The organism is Reichenbachiella sp. MSK19-1 (assembly GCF_003590315.1).
In the GTDB taxonomy this organism is placed as follows: Bacteria; Bacteroidota; Bacteroidia; order Cytophagales; family Cyclobacteriaceae; genus Reichenbachiella; species Reichenbachiella agariperforans.
On record NZ_MIER01000015.1, the window covers coordinates 62,332 to 81,274 of the forward strand.

Sequence of the window (18,943 nt, forward strand, 5' to 3'; positions counted from 1 at the left end):
GCTCTTTTCACATTCACCCTCCCCTAATTCACGATCTACATACTGATATCTTCTGCGACAAAAATGCCTTCTCCTGACGAGAGGACGTGAGCGAAAGCGCTTTCTCAAAACTTTGTATGGCATGCGCTTGATTCCCCAGTCGCAACTGCACCTCTCCTAACGTCGCATGGTAGAGGCAGTAATGCTGCAACTGTCGATCTGACTGGAGCAATTCCAGCGCGTGCTGCGCAGCAATAGCTCCCTCGAGTTCCAACAATGCTGCACATCGATTAAGCGACACCACATGATCCGAGCTCAATGCCAATAGCGCATCATAGTGCGCCACGATCCTAGCCCAGTCTGTCTCCTCATAGGACGGAGAGGCGCAGTGTTCGTACGCCAACGCAGCTTCCAGATGATAGGTCGTAAGATTGTCTCCAAAAGCCGACTGATTCATATAATAGTTACCCATTGCGATCAACTCTTGACTCCACAGTTTCCTATCCTGCGCTTGCAACAGTACCAAGTTGCCTTCTGCATCTATGCGACTATCCGATCGCGCTGTATGAAAACACATCAATGCCATCAGTGCATAGACCGATGGCAGCTGGGTCTCTGGGTGATTGAGGAGCGCCTTGCACAGATGCAAGGCTTGTGATATCAAATCCTGACGTATATGTTCATCCATATGCGTCGCACGGTAGCCTTCATTAAACAGCAGATAAATCGCTTTTAGAACTGCTGCAGTTTTGCTAGGCAACTCATGATTATTTGGAATGGCTGGTCTTAGTTTCTCTTGTCTAAAAAACTCCTTCGTCCGGTACAGCCGTTTGGAAATCGTATCTTCGGTGGTCAAAAAAGCACTGGCCACTTCTCGGGTACTAAACCCACACAGGGATTTGAGGATAAACGTCACTTGGTTCTCCTCTGACAAAGCAGGATGGCAACAAGCATACATCATCCCCAAAAAGTCATCCTTAATACTATCGTCTTCAAAATAATTATCCATGGTAACCCCCATGGTGTATTCGGAGATCAGCAGCTGACGTTCTGGATCAGAAAAGTCAAAACTTTGATCAAAGCGTTTTCTCCGTAACACATCGATGGCTTTGTTCTTAGCGACCCGGTATAGCCATGCACTCGGATTCTCTGGCATACCTTTGTATTTCCAAGCCTCCAGTCCTGCCAACAAGGCTTCTTGCACGACATCTTCTGCCAGTGAAAAGTTTTCCGTTCCGAAGATTTTCACCAATACCGAAACCATCTTCCCAGATTCTACTCTGAAAAGATGGTCTAAAGCTGCATCGATCGCCTGGTGCTTATCCAAACGATATTACATTTGACTAATCTCTCTCACTTCGATCGTACACCCATACTGAAACCCTGGGCAGCCTTTAGCTAGCTCAGCGGCCTCTTTGAGTGTCTCTGCTTTGAGCATAATATATCCTCCCATCATCTCCTTGCCTTCAGCTAACGGACGATCAATGAGCTTTTTCCCTCCATCGACCACAGATATAGCCTCAGCCTTAAGGGGCTGACCACCGATCAACTGATCTTTTTGCGCCATCGCTCCCATCCATTCTTGCCATTTTTGCATGTGCTGTCCCATTTCTTCTGGAGATAGTTTTTCCATTTCGTCATCCCCACCTCTGATAATCAACAAATACTCGTTCATAATTTTAGTTTTTAAGATTGATAAATCATTTGTTTTATATCACTGTATCGAACCAATCGTTACGATTTGGACAGGACTATACAGTTTTTTTCAAATTATTTAAAATAGTTCATTTGATGATCGGGCAACCTGATCCCAAAAACCGGCTTTACACTAACAATCCCTGCAAATTTTCTTCTCCCCTAAAAACATAGGCCGACCAAATGGCGGACTTACTAATCGGCCCCATCACATGAGGGAAATGTGCCTGTCGCGTCTCTACAAATGCCCAATCCACTCGACGATCTAGTCGATCAGGGACTATCGCCAGTAGTACTACATCCTTGTTCATGTCAAAATACCGCTGATAGGACTTCATCAGTTCTTCCAGTACCGAACAATGAATAAACCCTTCTTGCTCCAAAGACGGATGCGTATAATGAGTTGCGAAAGTCTGGGCATCCCAAGCCTCCTTTTCGACCAAATGGAAAATCACCTGCGCAGGACGTCTTTGCTGCGTAGCACGGAGTTGGTAGTAGTACTGGATTAGTTCTAGTATGGCTGGATTGACCAAATTGAGCAAGAACACATGTGCGTGATTCTTCTCCTCGATCACCAATGCCTTTTGTCCGATAAATCCCCAATACATCATCCCAAAAAAGAAAAAGATACTAAACAGGTTCAGGTTATAACTATACCAACCGAGCGGTAGCGCCATCATGGAGAGCGAAGTACCTATGCCTCCCGCCAACAATGCCACGATGAGCTTCTTGGTCTGCACCTGCATCAGCTTGATTTTGTCAAAATCAATAACTGTCGATTTGCCTTTGTGCATGATCTGCATTCTACTCGAATAAAAGATAAATCGGTTGCGATGATCACCTTCTTTGGACAGAAAACACTGAAGCAGAATGGGTTCCTCTTGGGTCATGGGTATAGATTCATTAGACTGCCAAACTAATTAAACTTGCCCATTTCAATCTAAGAACTAAATAATTATTCGTCTGGTAAGATCATTAAATACATTGTGTTAATATTGTGCCCAAATCATGGCTCTGAAGATAAAGGACATACAAACACCCGTCGCAAATGAGATGGCTGAATTCGAAAAGCGATTCAGACATTCCATGAAAAGTAATGTGATGCTACTCGACAAAATCATGTCGTACATCGTCAAACGAAAAGGCAAGCAAATGCGTCCGATGTTTGTCTTCCTGACTGCTTCTACTGTAGGGCAAATCCAAGACTCTACATACCGAGGTGCTTCCCTCATCGAACTCTTACACACTGCTACACTCGTACATGACGATGTAGTCGATGAGTCCACCTACAGACGAGGATTCTTCTCTGTCAATGCCCTGTGGAAAAACAAGATAGCTGTCCTAGTTGGAGATTTCCTCCTATCCAGAGGTATGCTACTCTCTATCGACAATGGCGACTTTGATCTGCTCAAAATCGTCTCTGAAGCAATCCGTGAGATGAGCGAAGGAGAAATCCTCCAGATGGAGAAAGCCAAAAAGCTGGACATCACCGAGGAGATCTACTACGAAGTAATCCGCCAGAAGACTGCCAGCCTCATCACCTCATGCTGCAAGGTCGGTGCTGCCTCTACTGGAGCGGATGCCGACACAGTCAAAGCCATGGGGGAATTCGGCGAGAAAGTCGGGATGGCATTTCAGATCAAAGATGATCTATTCGACTATGGCACACAGGAAATCGGCAAGCCGCTCGGTATAGACATTCGCGAAAAGAAAATGACCCTACCTCTGATCTATGCCCTCACCCAATCAAGCTGGTCAGAAAAACGTCGCATCATCAACATCATCAAAAAGCACAACGAGAACACCAAAAAAGTAAATGAGGTGATCCAATTCGTGATTCAAAAAGGTGGATTGGAATATGCAGAAGGTGTGATGAATCGCTTTCACCAAGAAGCCGTAGAGATTCTACATACTTTCCCTGAGTCCGCTGCACGTCAGTCTCTCGAACAGCTCGTACAGTTCACTATCGAGCGCTCCAAATAAAACACCAGTCCAGATTCAGGTTAAAACACTAAATCCTTGGCACCATAGCGATCTTCTGATCCTCCGTCAAGAAAATCACCCCGTCATCCATAAGCTGCCTCACAGCCTCCGTAAACAGGAAATCATTGGTGGTATTAGAGGATTGTTTCACTGCCTGTAGACGCTGATCTCCCGATTCGACCTGCTTCAAGATAGCCCGTTGGATTTTTCCCATCTCGGCACCAAACCCATCCTCCTTCTTGGCTTTGATGCACACATCGCATACACCGCAGTTGAGATAAGCCACTTCATCAAAATACTCTTGAAAGATACGCGTCCGACACAGCGTACGGTTCTTTGCATAGGAGACCATTTGTCCTACTTTTTCTTTCACCACTGCCTGACGAGGCTCGGTCTGTTTGTGATAGCGTTTCAGCGTCGACTGCTCTTGTCTAGGCATGACATAGGTGAGCTGAGGTTTATTCTTCAAAGGATCATAGAGTACTATTCCGTTTTTGGCCAAGTAGTCTAGTTTTTTAAACACTTCGTTCTTCGCATCATGACTCAGTTTGGCTAGTTCGAACTCCGATACATTAAAGAAATCCGAATACAACCCTCCCCCATATAGGCGTAGCATCGCCTTGATCAGAGGTTCGTACTTTCCATGTGCAATGCTAAACTTATAGATCTCACTACTGCTGACATTGATCTTGAGGCTACTGCCACGACTGACATTTTCAGTAAGCAGTAACAATCCCATCTCTTGCAGTTTTTTCACCGCATGGTGGGCCTCTAAGGGGCTCAGTTTGTATCGATAGGAAAACTCCTTGAGATCAAAATCAAAACTCTGCCATTCGCTACTTCCTGTCGCCAGTTTGTAATAGTTGGCCAGTGCCTGATAGATGCGCTCGACATAGGCCAGTGTTGGGTTACGCATCTCCTCACTACGCTGCAGATTATAGATATCGGTAGGACTATAGAGCAGCACCGCAAAGGCATTTCGCTCGTCACGCCCTGCTCTCCCAGCCTCTTGATAATAAGACTCTAGTGAGTCTGGCAAGTCAAGATGTACCACGACACGCACATCAGGTTTGTCTATCCCCATCCCAAAGGCATTGGTACAGACCATAACCCTACGTTGGTTTTTGATCCACTCCTCTTGTTTACGTTCTCTGACATCCTGCGCCAAACCTGCATGATAGAACTCCGAAGATATGCCGTTCTGATAGAGGAACTTGGCGACATTCTCTGTCTCCTTTCTACTCCGTACATAGACGATTGCACTGCCTTTGACATTCGTCAAAATCTCCAACAACTTCGGGCCTTTGTTTTCTAGTTCGAATACCGAATAAGACAGATTCTTTCGTGCAAAACTCTTTTGGAATACAACAGGTTTGTCAAATGCTAACTTCTCGCAAATGTCTTCTTTGACCACCTTGGTAGCTGTGGCCGTAAGTGCGATTCGTTTCACCTCAGGCAGTAATGGGTAAACCTGAGCAATCTCCTGATAGGCAGGGCGAAAATCATAGCCCCACTGTGAAATACAATGCGCCTCATCTATCGCCACCATACTAACTTTCATCTGTTTAACCCGGGCGATAAACAACTCAGAACTCAGTCGCTCAGGTGCTACATAGAGAAACTTCACCTGCCCATGTACGCAGTTGTCCAGTAGCACATCGATCTGCCGATGTTGTAGTCCCGAATACAGTGCTGCTGCAGGTATCCCGCGTTTTTTAAGCTGGTAGACTTGATCATTCATCAGAGCAACGAGTGGTGAGATCACTAGACACATCCCCTCCATCATCATCCCTGGGACTTGAAAACAGATGGATTTACCTCCCCCCGTAGGTAGCAATGCAAGCGTATCCTCGCCAGCGATCACCGAATCAATGATCTCCTGTTGCATAGGGCGAAATTCGTCATAGCCCCAGTATTTTTTCAGTATATCAAGTGCACTAGTCAAGTCCCAAAAATAACGGATTTGAACCCGAATGATGCACTAGCATATAGGTTAAAATCTTATGTTTAGTCAACATGCTGTTTATCACATTGATGATTTACCTTTTAACGCTCAACTCTTGTAATTGCATAATTCAGATTGAACCAAAACCAAAGAGCGTTTACACATCCAGTGCCGTGATCTTTTGGACTAAGACGCGGTTAATGTTTTCATAAGACTCGAAAGTCCACCCTCCTACATGAGGACTAAATAAAACATTGTCTAATTGGAATAACTCATCGTAAGTGGCTTTTTGCTCAGAAGAAAGCTTTGCAAATTTTTCATTTTCGAGCACATCTAACGCGGCATGCGTCACTTTGCCCGACTTCAGGGCGGCCAATAGATCCGTAGTATTGACGATCTCACCACGGGCCGCATTGACAAATACGATATTCTTGTCGAAACGAGCCAAATAAGCCGCATCCACCAGCATACGTGTATCAGCCGTCAAAGGCACATGGATACTGAATACATCTGCTTGACTATAGATATCATCCATCGTCACTTCCTCCACATAGAGGTCTCCAAAGTTGGTTTTGTACTTGTCATGAGCAATCACACGACAGCCAAAACCTGACAGCTTCTCTGCCACGGCACTTGCCATATAGCCATAGCCTAGTAACCCGATGGTCTTGCCACTGAGTTCAAAGCCACGGTTTCCTTCGCGATCCCAGACATAGGAACGTACTTCACGGTCTGACTTACGGAGATTATTGGAGAGACTAAGTAGCATCCCTATCACATGTTCACCGAGGGCGTCACGATTCCCCTCAGGTGCATTGACGAGCTGTATCTGATTTGCATCCAAGTACGCCACATCCACCTGATCAATTCCTGCACCAGCTCTGGCAATGAACTTCAGGTTAGGCTTTGACGACAGCAGTTCGGCATCAATAGCCGTTTTGCTCCTGACGATCATACCTACATAGTGATCCTCTGCCTCGATGATCTCTTGTCTCGTGATTTGAGGTAAATAATCGGAAGCGTATCCGATTGCTGTCAGTCTATCCGAGATGCTGGAGTGCATCTCATCGATAATCAATATTCTTTTCATAAAGGTAAAAAAGGACTAGAGTCCATAGAGTTGGTTCGCCACAAAAAAGTATACGGCAAGGCCTAGCAAATCGTTAGCTGTGGTGATAAAAGGACCCGAGGCTATCGCAGGATTGACACCAAATCGATGCAAAATCAATGGGGTAATCGTCCCCATGAATGAAGCCAACAGTACCACACTAAATAGCGCAGAACTCACCGTGATAGCGATCGTCTGATCCGAAGTAGTAAAGATCACGATCCCAAAAACGATAATTGCCAGTATCGTCCCGTTAACTAGTGCCACCATGAGCATCTTGATCAGCCGGCGAAACACCGAGTCACTAAAGGCACTAGAATTGGCTAAACCCTGTACGATAATGGTCGAGGATTGAATTCCCACATTGCCTCCAGTCGCCGTGATCAATGGGATAAAGAATGCCATCGCAGGAATAATGGCTATCTGGGCTTCAAAAAGGCTGATAAACTTTGCGCCGAGCAAACCGCCCACCAGACCAATCACCAACCATGGCAAACGAGCCTTAGAGATAATCCATACACTATCATCTTCCTCTACATCAGAAGATATCCCTGACATCATCTGGATATCTTCTTCTGCCTGCTCTGTGATTACATCCAGCACATCATCAATGGTGATACGTCCCACCAATTTGCCACGAACGTTGACGACTGGCAGTGCTTCTAGATCATACTTTCGCATAATCTGTGCGACCTCCTCTTCTTGCACATAGGTCTCTACAGATATCACTTCGTCATCGTAGATATCCGCAATGCGCGCATTGTCTTCTGATAGGATAATTTTCTTAAGGGAGACTTTACCAATCAACTTGGTATTGTCATCTACGACATAGACCGAATAGATTTTTTGAACATTCTCCGCTTGTTTCCTGATCTCTTCGATACAGCGCTGTATCGTCCAGTTATGATTGGCTTTGATCAGCTCTTTTCCCATCAGACCTCCAGCTACATCATCTTCATAGCGCAAGAGATCGAGTAAGTGCCCCGCTTTTTCTTCGTTTTCGACGAGGGCTATGACTTCCTCTCGTTTCGAGATCGGCAGGAGGTTAAGCACGCCTACTCCATCATCTGAGTCTAGGTTATCTATATAGACGGCCGTTTCTTCGGAGGTAAAATTCCCCATAAAACGGCTCTGCAAATCATCTTCTAGTTCGATGATGACACGAGCACCGACCTGTGGGTCAAGCAGTTCCAGTACGTATTTCGAATCCTCCGCATCGAACTCCTCCAGCAACTCCGTGATATCGGCTGGATTGACCCCATCAAGCGACTGCTGGATAAAATCCACCTCTTGTTCCTCCACGGCTTGGATAAATCGCTCAAGAAACTCTTTGGAGAGTTCAAAATCCATTATTTCAGTTGCTTCAGACATGGTCTTGGACGAGTTTGGTTAGTGCAATAAAGTCATCGACAGAGAGCTGCTCGGCTCGTTTGTTGAACACCTCCTGGGCGGTGATTTCCTCTGGCAAAGCTAGAGGTTTCATCGCATTACGCAAGGTTTTTCGGCGCATTTGGAACCCTGCTTTGACCACTCTTTTGAACATTTTTTCGTCACACCCTAGATCTGTAACTTGATTGCGTTTGAGCTTGATCACTCCAGAGTTAACCTTAGGGGGAGGGTTGAAAACCGTTGGAGGTACAGTGAACAAGTAATCAATATCATAGTAAGCCTGTAGCAGCACACTCAGGATTCCGTAATCCTTATTTCCCTCCCTAGAGGCAATACGAACGGCGACCTCCTTTTGTAGCATACAGACCACTTCATCCACTTGATCTTTGTAGTCCAGTACCTTAAAAAAAATCTGAGAAGATATGTTGTAAGGGAAGTTGCCAATCACGCTGAAAGACTGTCCGTCAAACATCGTATTCAAGTCCTCCCTGAGGAAATCTGCAAAACGAATTTCCGCATCCTTTCCTTCATATTTTTTCTCCAGAAAATCGATCGATTCTTTGTCCAAATCCAATAGCACAAGCTTTTGGATAGATGCTTTTTCAATCAAAAAATCAGAAAGAACACCTGTACCCGGGCCGATCTCCAAAACGTTAGCGTTGTGTTCGGCACCAGTCAATGCCGATACGATATTCTCCGCGATCGATAGATCTGTGAGAAAGTGCTGACCCAATCTTTTTTTCGGTTTTACGTACGCCATAGTATTACTGATTTTTATTTTAAATTGCAGGCACTTGGCTGAGACCGACACCTATCAATATTGACATCTTTGCTCAGCTTTACCGTGATGTAACCACATGAATATGGAGAATGAAACTAAGAACCAAAATAGAAAATCCGTTATCGGTATCTCTATAGGTGACTTTAATGGTATAGGTCCCGAAGTTATCATCAAAGCTTTGGCGAATAACAAAATGACCAAATACTTTACCCCTGTCATCTATGGTTCGGCAAAAGTACTTTCATTTTATAGAAAGTCACTCAATCAGAACAATTTCAATTTTACCCCCATCAGTGATCTCAAAGATGCCTCCCACAAAAAAACCAATGTCCTCAACTGCTGGGAAGAAGATGTGGAGATCACTCCCGGTGTTAGCAACGAAACAGGTGGTAAGTACGCTTTTCTCGCATTAGAAAAAGCAACAGAAGACCTCAAAGCAGGTCGCATACAAGCACTCGTCACTGCTCCGATCAACAAACTAAACATACAGCGAGACGACTTTAAGTTCCCTGGACATACCGAATACCTCGCGGAGAAAGCAGAGGCCAAAGACAGCTTGATGTTTATGGTATCAGATACTATTCGCGTAGGGGTCGTGACGGGACATATCCCGCTCAAAGATGTAGCAGCCAGCCTCACCAAAGAGAAGATCGAAAAGAAACTCAAAATAATGGCACAATCACTAAAAAACGACTTTGGTATCCTCAAACCGAAAATCGCTGTACTAGGACTAAACCCCCATGCAGGTGAAGAAGGACTCCTCGGTACAGAAGAGCAAGACATCATCATCCCTGCGATAGAAAGCCTCAAAGAAAAAGGACAAATTATATTAGGGCCGTTTCCTGCAGATGGCTTCTTTGGCAATGGCGAGCAGCATAAATTTGACGCAGTACTGGCCATGTACCACGACCAAGGCTTGATCCCTTTCAAGAGTTTGACTTTTGCCAATGGGGTCAACTTCACCGCTGGACTACCTTTCGTACGCACATCACCCGATCATGGCACAGCATACAGCCTGGCCAACAAAGATATCGCAGACGAAAGCTCGATGCGTACAGCCATCTATGCGGCACTGGACATCTCCAACTACCGAGCTGACCACAACGAATAGAAGTAAGGAGAATGATCAAAAAGCAATACAAAATCTCCGATCACATCATGCTCGGCATCTGGGAAATTAACGAAAGTACTGAAACCCTAGTCGCTGGTTTTGATGCGAAAGAAATGGAGGCTATTGCGCACTATCACCCGATCAAAAAAGCCGAACACATCGCCTCACGTCAACTGATCGAGTCGATGTGCCGAGACATGGATATTCCTTTTCATGGGATATGCAAAGACAGCCATGGCAAGCCCCACCTGATCGACTCTACGCATCACATCTCCATCTCGCACAGCTATCCGAAAATAACGGCACTCATCAACCTGGACGAACCCTGCGGTATAGATCTCGAACGCCCCAGAGAGCAACTCCAGCGTACCAAACACAAGTTCCTTAATCCCAGTGAACTAAAAGCCTGCGGAGATGATCTGCACAAACTCTGTATCTACTGGTGTACCAAAGAGTCCATCTACAAGATGCATGGGCGTAAAAACCTGAGTTTCGCACAGAACATTGAAATCAACCGAATCAAAGATCAGCAAATCCACTGCCGGATCAACAAAGAAGGGTTAGTCAAGGAGTTTGTACTCAATATGCAAAAAGAGGACGACTACATCCTCACCTACAACCTCTAGTTCACATAGAGATTCATTAAATTTAGGGTTATGAAAAAGCTATGGCATATGTTATCCATTCTACTTTGTTCATGGACCGTCAGTGGACAAGATATAGATTTCTCCTACATCCAGCTCTGGGATGTCCAAAAGGAAAACATCGTCCCGATCCCTATCGATCAAACCATCACTGTCCTTATATTCACTGGGACGGACTGTCCTTATGACAAACGATATAAATCACGAATCACCGCATTAAAACAGCAATACGGAGATCAAGCCGACTTTATCCTCATCAATGCCCATACCCCTCATCAAAACAAAGACAATGCGACTCAAACCAAAACACAGGCTGCTAAGTATAATATGCCTTACTTTTTGGATTTGAACCAAGAGGCGATGAAACTGTTTCAGATTGAAAAAAGTCCAGAGGTCGCCATCATTTGGTATCAGAACGGCAAACACAGCCTAGTCTACCACGGTGCTATCGACGACAGTCCTCAGTCTAGTAGTGATGTGCACACGCACTATGTACAAGATGTGCTCAACAATCTCATCAAAGGACGCCCCTCACCACACGAATTTAACCGAGCAGCTGGATGCAGGATCAGATAACACTGTCAATCCTCCAATACCTGAAGAAGAATCTTGATATCATCGGATTTCTTATACTCTCCTAGTTTGTCAAACGACGCGACCAAATTGCGCAGCGCACGCGATACGATATCTATATTCGTACAAGGCTGATAGTAAATATCCAACTTACTCAGGTGTAGTTGTTCGATATAGTTATCTATGTCATCAGTCGTAAAAATGATCCCGTTATTGAATACATTGATGTAAAACTGAGTAGACTCTGTCTTGTAAGTCACGATGAATAGGTTCGGTAAATTCACACCATAGATAGGAAGCTTCAGTTTTTTAGCCAACATCAGATAGATCACACATAGACTCAAAGGGTTTCCCTTTTTACTATCCATGACCTGGTTGATCATGCCATTGGCTGGGGAGTGAAAATTCTTAGCATTAGGTCTAAATTTCAAACGATTGTACATGATATCGTTTAGGATTTTAACCTCCTGTATCGGTGTATATTCCCCATTGAACTCCTTCCATGCTTCATAGTAGAACTGCTCTAGCTTTCGGGTTAGGTAGCCCATATTGAGATCGGGATATTGATAATTGGCGACTAGCATCATCCCTTCTAGTAGGTCTTCTGCTCCATCTTCTTTCCACTCCACGAAGCGCTCCTTGAGGAGCTCGTACTGCAGTTCGTGGATGATGTCTTCGATCTTGACACGCACGTAGGGAATCAGACTGTTTTTCATCCACTCCTTCTCCAAAAATGGAATAACAGATGTACCCAAAGATAAGAGTTTCTCCTCCACATGACCCGTGACCTCCCTATCCTCATCATCCAATAGTGAAATCAGTGCAGTCAATTCTTTCTCATTGATATCTAAAGTATCGTCAGTCATCCCATCCAATTTTTTCGAACCGTGAATTTATTCAATCAGCACTTACTGTAGTCGTTTAAGATAGGAATAATTAAGCCAAATGACGTAATTGAACCAATATTCTGGAATATTCGCTTCTAACCAACACTCGACAAACGCAACCTAAAATCCCCCAAAGTTATCTCAACCAAAAATATGAGCCCCGCTAGAATTACAGTTAATCAAACCATACAGGTGTCAAAATGACCAACATCTTCCCCTCTGACACGATCAAGTCTGGATCACGCCCACGTTGAACTTATCAAGCGGCGCATGATTAGCAGCTTCTATCCCAGTAGAGATAATACGTCTCGTATCCAATGGATCGATGATTCCATCCACCCAAAGTCGTGCCGCTGCGTAGTACGGACTCAATTGCTCGTTGTATCGATCGGTAATCTCCTTGAGAAACCGTTGCTGTTCTTCCTCCGCTACTTCTTCCCCTTTTGCTTTGAGAGAAGCCACTTTGATCTGCAGGAGGGTATTAGACGCTGCTGCTCCGCTCATCACCGCCATCTGCGCCGTAGGCCATGCATAGATCAAGCGTGGATCATAGGCCTTGCCACACATGGCATAGTTGCCCGCACCATAGGAGTTGCCAAGAATAAAAGTAAACTTGGGCACGACACTGTTGGCCATGGCATTGACCATCTTTGCTCCGTCTTTGATAATCCCGCCATGCTCGGCCTTGCTCCCCACCATAAAACCACTCACATCATGCAAAAACACCAATGGAATCTTACGCTGATTGCAGTTCATGATGAACCGCGCTGCTTTGTCTGCTGAGTCCGAATAAATCACACCCCCCATCTGCATTTCGCCCTTTTTGGTTTTGACCATCTCACGCTGGTTGGCCACTATCCCCACTGCCCAACCATCAACACGAGCATATCCACAAAGCAAGGTTTGACCATAGTCAGGCTTATACTCATCAAAGTCAGAATCATCCACCAGACAGGAGATAATTTCTTTCATGTCATAGGGTTTGACCCGATCGGATGGGAACAAACCATAAACGTCCTCTTGTGTACGCTTGGGTAACTGCGCTGCTACTCTGTCAAATCCAGTCTCTTCGGGCTTACCAATCTTATCAAAGATTCGCTTGATCGCATCGAGGCAGTCTTCGTCTGTATCATATTTATTATCCGTCACTCCTGATATCTCACAGTGTGTCGTAGCGCCTCCCAGTGTCTCATTGTCTATGCTCTCTCCTATGGCTGCTTTAACCAAATAACTACCTGCTAGGAAGATAGAACCCGTTTTGTCCACAATCATGGCCTCATCTGACATGATGGGTAGGTATGCGCCACCGGCGACACAGCTTCCCATAATCGCAGCGATCTGTACGATCCCCATGGCAGACATCTTGGCATTGTTTCGAAACTGTCGCCCGAAGTGTTCCTTGTCAGGAAAAATCTCATCCTGCATCGGCAGGTAGACTCCAGCACTATCAACGAGATAGATAATGGGGAGTCGGTTTTCCATAGCCACCTCCTGCGCACGCAGGTTTTTCTTAGCAGTGATGGGAAACCATGCCCCTGCCTTTACAGTAGCATCATTGGCGACCACCACACACTGTCTCCCTTGAACCTTGGCGATCCCAGTCACGACTCCACCCGAAGGGCAGCCTCCTTGTTCGGTATACATACCCTCCGCGACGAACAAACCAATTTCCAGAAAGTCCTTTGGGTCATCGATCAAGTAATCGATCCGTTCCCGTACACTTAGTTTGCCTTTGGCATGCTGTGCTGCAATCCGTTTCTCCCCTCCACCCAGCTTCAGTCGCTTGGCGTTCTCCTCCAGTCGATAGAGCAGCTGCTTATTAGCGTCCTCATTTTTATTGAAATTTATATCCATGGTATTGTGTTGTTTGAAACAAAAATATACGACTCTGGACTGAAAGTACCATAGGTTTAGGGGAGAATGAAATCCGTTACATCTTTAAACCTGCCTACGGCAGGCAAGTCAAGACATTAGATTATTAGCCTCTAGACTGACCCATCGATCAGGGTAGTTATAGACAGAAAAGGCATCAAGTTTTTGATCTAGATACTAAAATCTAAATACTCGTATCTGTTTGATATTTCACTCACTTAGTAGTCATTGCCCCCCGCTATCTCCCAATTGCGTAAAGTCCCATAAAGCCGTACATTTAGTCCTTCGATAGGGTCAAAAACTGGCTCTATTGGTTTTATTCGAATGATTTGATTCTAAATCAATCTTTAACCCATTATAAAATAGTACTAATTAATGTATAGATTGCAATAAATTCAGACTACCAATTTAACTATATGTTCGTATCAGAGACGCAAGTCCGTGTAAGGTATGCCGAAACAGACCAAATGGGCTATGTGTACTATGGCAACTACGCCATGTACTATGAAGTAGGCCGAGTTGAGTCCCTTCGTTCCCTGGGCTTATCCTACAAGGAACTCGAAGAGATGGGTGTCATGATGCCTGTCTTAGAGAATCGCTCCAAATACATTGCCCCAGGCAAGTATGACGAGCTACTGACGATCAAAGTCAAAATGCCTGAACTACCTAACATACGCATCCGTTTTGAATACGAAATCTACAACGAACAAGATCGATTGATCAACATCGGTGAGACCACTCTGGTATTTGTGGATATGAAAACCAAAAAACCTTGCAAAATGCCGGAGGTAATGGAAAAACTACTAGCCCCCTACTTCCATGACTAGAGACTATTTGCATCACAAACTACTGAGACTCCAAAGGTATGAGCGCCTCATCAAAAAACTCAAAACCACCCGGCTCAACAAACGGAGAACGACGCTTTACAACGCTATCGTCATCTTCCTCGATAGTATACTCGACAGTCGACTACTCACGATGGCTAGTGGTGTGGCATTTAGTTTTACACTTGCGATATTCCCGTCGATCATATTCATCTTCACGCTGATCCCCTATATCCATACCGTGTCTCCGCATATAGATGCCGATAGCATCATGAGCTTCATGGCCAATGTGATGCCTGACAACATGTTCAAAGCTGCAACTGGCACCATACACGATATCGTCAGCAACAAACGCGAAGGTCTCCTCTCCTTTGGGGTACTCTTTGCGCTGATACTCGCGACCAATGGTATGCACAGTCTCATGAGTGCATTCAATAGCATCTACAAAACAGTAGACCGTCGCAGTTTCATCAAGACGCGACTGATCGCTACGGCCCTGACACTGATGATGGCATTCGTGCTTTTCCTCTCCATCTTCTTGCTGGTAGTGGGCAAAGCCTTCCTGTCCCATCTCTCGGAGATTGATTTTTTCAATGCGGACTATGTCTACCACCTCATCGTGATTCTCAAATACGGTATCATAGGCACTTCGTTTTTCATTGCTATATCACTGATCTACTACTTCGCTCCAGCCATCAAAGATCGCTGGACATTCTTCTCTGCGGGAACGATCTTTTCGGCAGTATCTTGTGTAGCTGCATCTTATGCATTTTCGTTCTACATCAACAACTTCTCGACCTACAACAAGTTTTACGGTTCGCTCGGAATGTTGATCGCACTGATGATCTGGCTATACCTCCTTTCGATCATTCTACTTGTAGGATTTGAGTACAATGCTAGTGTGGATAGAGCCGTCCATTCGGACAAAATAGAGGTCACTACTTCGGTGTTTGAATAAAAATTAAATTTTTCTCACTCAACATTTGACTAGATAAAATATTCTTCTAGATTTGCACTCCCATTCAACGGAATGGCAATACAAACGACCTAGAGAAGTGGCAGAGTGGTCGAATGCACTGGTCTTGAAAACCAGCGTACCGCGAGGTACCGGGGGTTCGAATCCCTCCTTCTCTGCACAAAACCCTTTCATTTTATGGAAGGGTTTTTTATTACCCTACCTCCTGATATTATTCATTAATTCTCAAGAAAAAGGATCAATCCGAAATTCTGGGAAGAAATCAAAAACCACTTCGTTATTCAAGATTCATTGTTCGAAATTCGTTTTTGTTTTTCTTTAAAAGAACCACCCATTTTTGGTCTTTGAGGTAATATTTAAATGATTGGAATATCGATTTTGGTTGATGTTTCTATATGCTTTTCTCTATGCAAAAGACTGTACTCTTTTCTTCTCCTAGTGATCTTACCTAATTGATCTGGTTAGTATCATAAAAGTGAATAGACCTCCTGTTTCAGATCGTGATCTAAATAATAGTATAACTGCAGATTTTTGGCTAAGACAGAGGGGAGAGTAGTTTGAGAAAAACACAAAATTATACTAGAATCAAGCCTTTCAATTCTTAACCTCCTAAATTGAATTAAGACGGATGTCAATAAACTATAATAATATTCATCTCTCTAAAAACAACAACTTAATATAGGTCAACGCCTTATCAACTTTACCCGAACCGACTTGCTGATCGGCGTGTGGCTTTTGTCTGCATATTGATCGTGAGGGATAAGCACATTGGTTTCTGGAAAGTAAGCGGCCAGATTGCCCCTAGGGATGTTGTAGGGGATGATGAGGAAGTTTTCTGCCTTGCGCTCAATGCCATCGTAGCGGCTGACTAAGTCTACTTTGTCAAACTTTTCTAATCCCATCATTTCAGCATCCTTGGCGTTGATCAGAACCACTCGGCGCTCGTTGTAGATGCCGCGGTAGCGATCGTCCATGCCATAGATCGTGGTATTGAACTGATCATGTGATCGGATCGTCATCAATAGAAACTCATCTGCGGCCAAGTCGTGCTGTGGCAGTCCACACACGGTGAACTGTGCCTTGCCTCCTGGCAATTTGGATTCGTCCCACACACGTGTGTGATTGGGCAGATCAAAACCTGCTTGCTGAGATCGTTTGGTGTAGTTGTCTAAACCGTCAAAGACCTCTGATATTTTTTGACGCACCAGGTCGTAATCCGTACCTAGCTGCTGCCATGGAATCTTGGCATCCACTCCAAAATAGGCTTGCGCCATGCGCGCCACAATCCCGGGCTCACTCATGAGCTGATCCGAGGCTGGCGCCAATCTCCCATGTGATTGATGGACTCTTCCCATGCTGTTTTCTACCGTTACGAATCGGTCTTTCCCTGCTTTGTGGTCCTTCTCGGTACGTCCCAAAGTCGGCAATATCAACGCCGTCTTGCCAGTGATCAAATGGGTACGGTTGAGCTTGGTACTGATGGATACCGTCAAGTCGCATCGCTGCAAGGCCTCACCTGTATAGGCAGTATCAGATGCCGCCGATAGGAAGTTGCCCCCCAAGGCGATGAAGACCTTGGCACGTCCCTCGTGCATGGCCTGGATGGCATGTACTGTATCCAACCCTTCCTGATCAGGCGGGGTAAAGCCAAATACTCGTTCCAAGGAGGCATTGAGTTTGGGTGATACATGGTGCATGATGCCCACGGTGCGGTCTCCCTGTACGTTGCTGTGTCCACGGACGGGACAGGTGCCGCCTCCTTTGATGCCGAGGCTGCCTTTGAGCAGGAGTAGATTGACGCATTCTTTGATATTTTCTACCCCGTTTTTGTGTTGGGTGAGTCCCATCGCCCAGCAGATGATGATTCGTTTGCGCTGAGCGAGCAGCTCCACGGTTTCGTTGATTTTCACCTCAGAGATGCCGCATTGCGCCAAAAGCTGTGCTTCGTCTTGTTGCTTCAAATCGGCCAATAGCGCTTCTACTCCGTTTGTTTTTTGGTTGATGAATTCCCAATCAAAAACACCACTTTCACGCTTTTCTCGCTCGGCGAGTCGCTTCATGATGAGCTTGAGCAATGCCACGTCCTGGTTGATTTTGACTTGTAGATGAATGTCGGTGAGCTCAGTACCGCCCATGATGCCTTTGATCTCCTGCGGATTTTTGAAACGGATCAATCCCGCTTCTTCGAGCGGATTGATCGCAATGACTTTGCCGCCATTGCTTTTGCACTTCTCCAGCGCAGAGAGCATGCGCGGGTGATTGGTACCCGGGTTTTGACCGATGACCATGACCACTTCTGCATCCCCAAAATCCTCCAATGTGACAGATCCTTTGCCAATCCCCAGCGTTTCGCCTAGAGCGATTCCACTCGACTCATGGCACATGTTGGAGCAGTCAGGCATGTTGTTGGTACCAAAGGCGCGGATGAAGAGTCCATAGAGAAAGGCCGCTTCGTTGCTCGACCGACCCGAGGTATAAAAGATCGCTTCGTTCGGATGGTCGAGCGTCCGCAATTGGCTGCCAATCAGGGTGAATGCCTCTTCCCAAGAGATCTTTTCATAATGTTCGCTGCCTTCTCGCAGCACCATTGGGTGTGTGAGTCGGCCGCTTTTGCCAATCTTGTAGTCCGTCCAGTATGACATCTCGGCTACCGTATGCTGTGCAAAAAAGTCAGGCGTCACCCGATGGGTAGTAGCCTCTTCGGCAATGGCCTTGACGCCATTTTCACAATACTCCCCGAGCGAAGAGCGCTTCTTGGGATCAGGCCAGGCGCAGCCCGGGCAGTCAATGCCTTCCTCCTGATTTAGCTTGGATAACGTGGCAAAGGAGCGAGTGAGTCCCATTTCCTTCATGGCGTGATCGAGGGCCACTTTCACGGCGGGGATGCCTGCGGCGTATTGCTGTGGAGCTGTCAGCCGGAGGTCGCTGAGGTTTTTGGGGCCGATGATGGAGATGCTTTGTTTTTTGGTCATGATATTCTGTTTCCGCTTGTCAAGTTGTTTTTGCCTCGCCGGCAGAGCCTTACTTTCTTCATTAAGGAAGAAAGTAAGCAAAGAAATCAAGGCTGTGAAGAAAATAACTAAAACTTACTCCCTTGTCGGGGAAATTATAAACTCGAAGCTCGTACTTCACTTCTCAAACAGTATAATTTTCTTTTCCTCCAAGGAATCCAGTTT

Annotated in this window: 16 protein-coding genes and 1 tRNA gene; 7 read left to right on the forward strand and 10 right to left on the reverse strand. The window is 45.4% G+C overall.

Features of this window, described 5'->3' with window-relative positions; all coding sequences use genetic code 11:
* Positions 1-28: 28 nt before the first annotated feature.
* From BGP76_RS08745 to BGP76_RS08755, 3 genes are all read right to left on the reverse strand, one after another.
* Positions 29-1,306 (reverse strand): RNA polymerase sigma factor, encoded by a 1,278-nt coding sequence (locus BGP76_RS08745; RefSeq protein WP_119844381.1) that lies wholly within the window; start codon positions 1,304-1,306, stop codon positions 29-31.
* A 6-nt stretch (positions 1,307-1,312) separates the two neighbouring features.
* Entirely contained in the window at positions 1,313-1,654 is a 342-nt protein-coding gene (locus BGP76_RS08750) for a YciI family protein (RefSeq protein WP_119844382.1), read from the reverse strand.
* Between the two features lie 148 nt (positions 1,655-1,802).
* Positions 1,803-2,564, reverse strand: coding sequence for a DUF952 domain-containing protein (locus tag BGP76_RS08755; protein WP_119844383.1), 762 nt, complete (start codon positions 2,562-2,564; stop codon positions 1,803-1,805).
* A gap of 118 nt (positions 2,565-2,682) precedes the next feature.
* On the opposite strand from BGP76_RS08755, the gene BGP76_RS08760 reads away from it, so the two are divergent.
* Positions 2,683-3,657 (forward strand): polyprenyl synthetase family protein, encoded by a 975-nt coding sequence (locus BGP76_RS08760; protein WP_073124409.1) that lies wholly within the window; start codon positions 2,683-2,685, stop codon positions 3,655-3,657.
* 28 nt (positions 3,658-3,685) lie between these two features.
* Here BGP76_RS08760 and BGP76_RS08765 read toward each other — a convergent pair whose 3' ends face one another.
* The 4 genes from BGP76_RS08765 to rsmA form a co-directional block, all read right to left on the reverse strand.
* Positions 3,686-5,602 carry an ATP-dependent DNA helicase RecQ gene (locus BGP76_RS08765; RefSeq protein WP_119844384.1) on the reverse strand — a complete coding sequence of 639 codons (1,917 nt, stop codon included), beginning with the start codon at positions 5,600-5,602 and terminating at the stop codon, positions 3,686-3,688.
* A 157-nt stretch (positions 5,603-5,759) separates the two neighbouring features.
* A complete protein-coding gene (locus BGP76_RS08770) occupies positions 5,760-6,692 on the reverse strand; it encodes an NAD(P)-dependent oxidoreductase (RefSeq protein WP_073124405.1) in 933 nt (310 codons plus the stop codon).
* Between the two features lie 15 nt (positions 6,693-6,707).
* Positions 6,708-8,081 carry a magnesium transporter gene (mgtE, locus tag BGP76_RS08775; protein ID WP_119844385.1) on the reverse strand — a complete coding sequence of 458 codons (1,374 nt, stop codon included), beginning with the start codon at positions 8,079-8,081 and terminating at the stop codon, positions 6,708-6,710.
* A complete protein-coding gene (gene rsmA, locus BGP76_RS08780) occupies positions 8,074-8,859 on the reverse strand; it encodes a 16S rRNA (adenine(1518)-N(6)/adenine(1519)-N(6))-dimethyltransferase RsmA (protein ID WP_073124403.1) in 786 nt (261 codons plus the stop codon). Before rsmA ends, mgtE begins: the two co-directional genes overlap by 8 nt.
* Before the next feature lie 103 nt (positions 8,860-8,962).
* Between rsmA and pdxA the strand changes: the two genes are divergently transcribed.
* The 3 genes from pdxA to BGP76_RS08795 are packed head-to-tail and all read left to right on the forward strand — an operon-like array spanning position 8,963 to position 11,211.
* Positions 8,963-9,991, forward strand: a complete 1,029-nt coding sequence (gene pdxA, locus BGP76_RS08785; protein WP_119844948.1) for a 4-hydroxythreonine-4-phosphate dehydrogenase PdxA — start codon at positions 8,963-8,965, stop codon at positions 9,989-9,991.
* An 11-nt stretch (positions 9,992-10,002) separates the two neighbouring features.
* Entirely contained in the window at positions 10,003-10,617 is a 615-nt protein-coding gene (locus tag BGP76_RS08790; protein ID WP_073124401.1) for a 4'-phosphopantetheinyl transferase superfamily protein, read from the forward strand.
* A 30-nt stretch (positions 10,618-10,647) separates the two neighbouring features.
* On the forward strand, positions 10,648-11,211 hold the full coding sequence (locus tag BGP76_RS08795; RefSeq protein WP_073124399.1) for a thioredoxin-like domain-containing protein: 564 nt from the start codon (positions 10,648-10,650) through the stop codon (positions 11,209-11,211).
* 5 nt (positions 11,212-11,216) lie between these two features.
* Here BGP76_RS08795 and BGP76_RS08800 read toward each other — a convergent pair whose 3' ends face one another.
* Positions 11,217-12,074: a transglutaminase-like domain-containing protein gene (locus tag BGP76_RS08800; RefSeq protein ID WP_252737026.1), complete on the reverse strand. Its 858-nt coding sequence runs from the start codon at positions 12,072-12,074 to the stop codon at positions 11,217-11,219.
* A 249-nt stretch (positions 12,075-12,323) separates the two neighbouring features.
* Positions 12,324-13,949 (reverse strand): acyl-CoA carboxylase subunit beta, encoded by a 1,626-nt coding sequence (locus BGP76_RS08805; RefSeq protein WP_119844386.1) that lies wholly within the window; start codon positions 13,947-13,949, stop codon positions 12,324-12,326.
* A 434-nt stretch (positions 13,950-14,383) separates the two neighbouring features.
* Here BGP76_RS08805 and BGP76_RS08810 point away from each other — a divergent pair, with 434 nt between their 5' ends.
* The 3 genes from BGP76_RS08810 (at position 14,384) to BGP76_RS08820 (ending at position 15,925) form a co-directional block, all read left to right on the forward strand.
* Positions 14,384-14,794, forward strand: coding sequence for a thioesterase family protein (locus BGP76_RS08810; RefSeq protein WP_073124395.1), 411 nt, complete (start codon positions 14,384-14,386; stop codon positions 14,792-14,794).
* Positions 14,787-15,749 carry a YihY/virulence factor BrkB family protein gene (locus tag BGP76_RS08815; protein ID WP_073124393.1) on the forward strand — a complete coding sequence of 321 codons (963 nt, stop codon included), beginning with the start codon at positions 14,787-14,789 and terminating at the stop codon, positions 15,747-15,749. Before BGP76_RS08810 ends, BGP76_RS08815 begins: the two co-directional genes overlap by 8 nt.
* A gap of 91 nt (positions 15,750-15,840) precedes the next feature.
* Positions 15,841-15,925 (forward strand) — tRNA-Ser (locus BGP76_RS08820).
* A 525-nt stretch (positions 15,926-16,450) separates the two neighbouring features.
* Here the strand turns inward: BGP76_RS08820 and BGP76_RS08825 are convergent.
* Positions 16,451-18,739, reverse strand: a complete 2,289-nt coding sequence (locus BGP76_RS08825) for an FdhF/YdeP family oxidoreductase (protein WP_119844387.1) — start codon at positions 18,737-18,739, stop codon at positions 16,451-16,453.
* Positions 18,740-18,943: the final 204 nt, after the last annotated feature.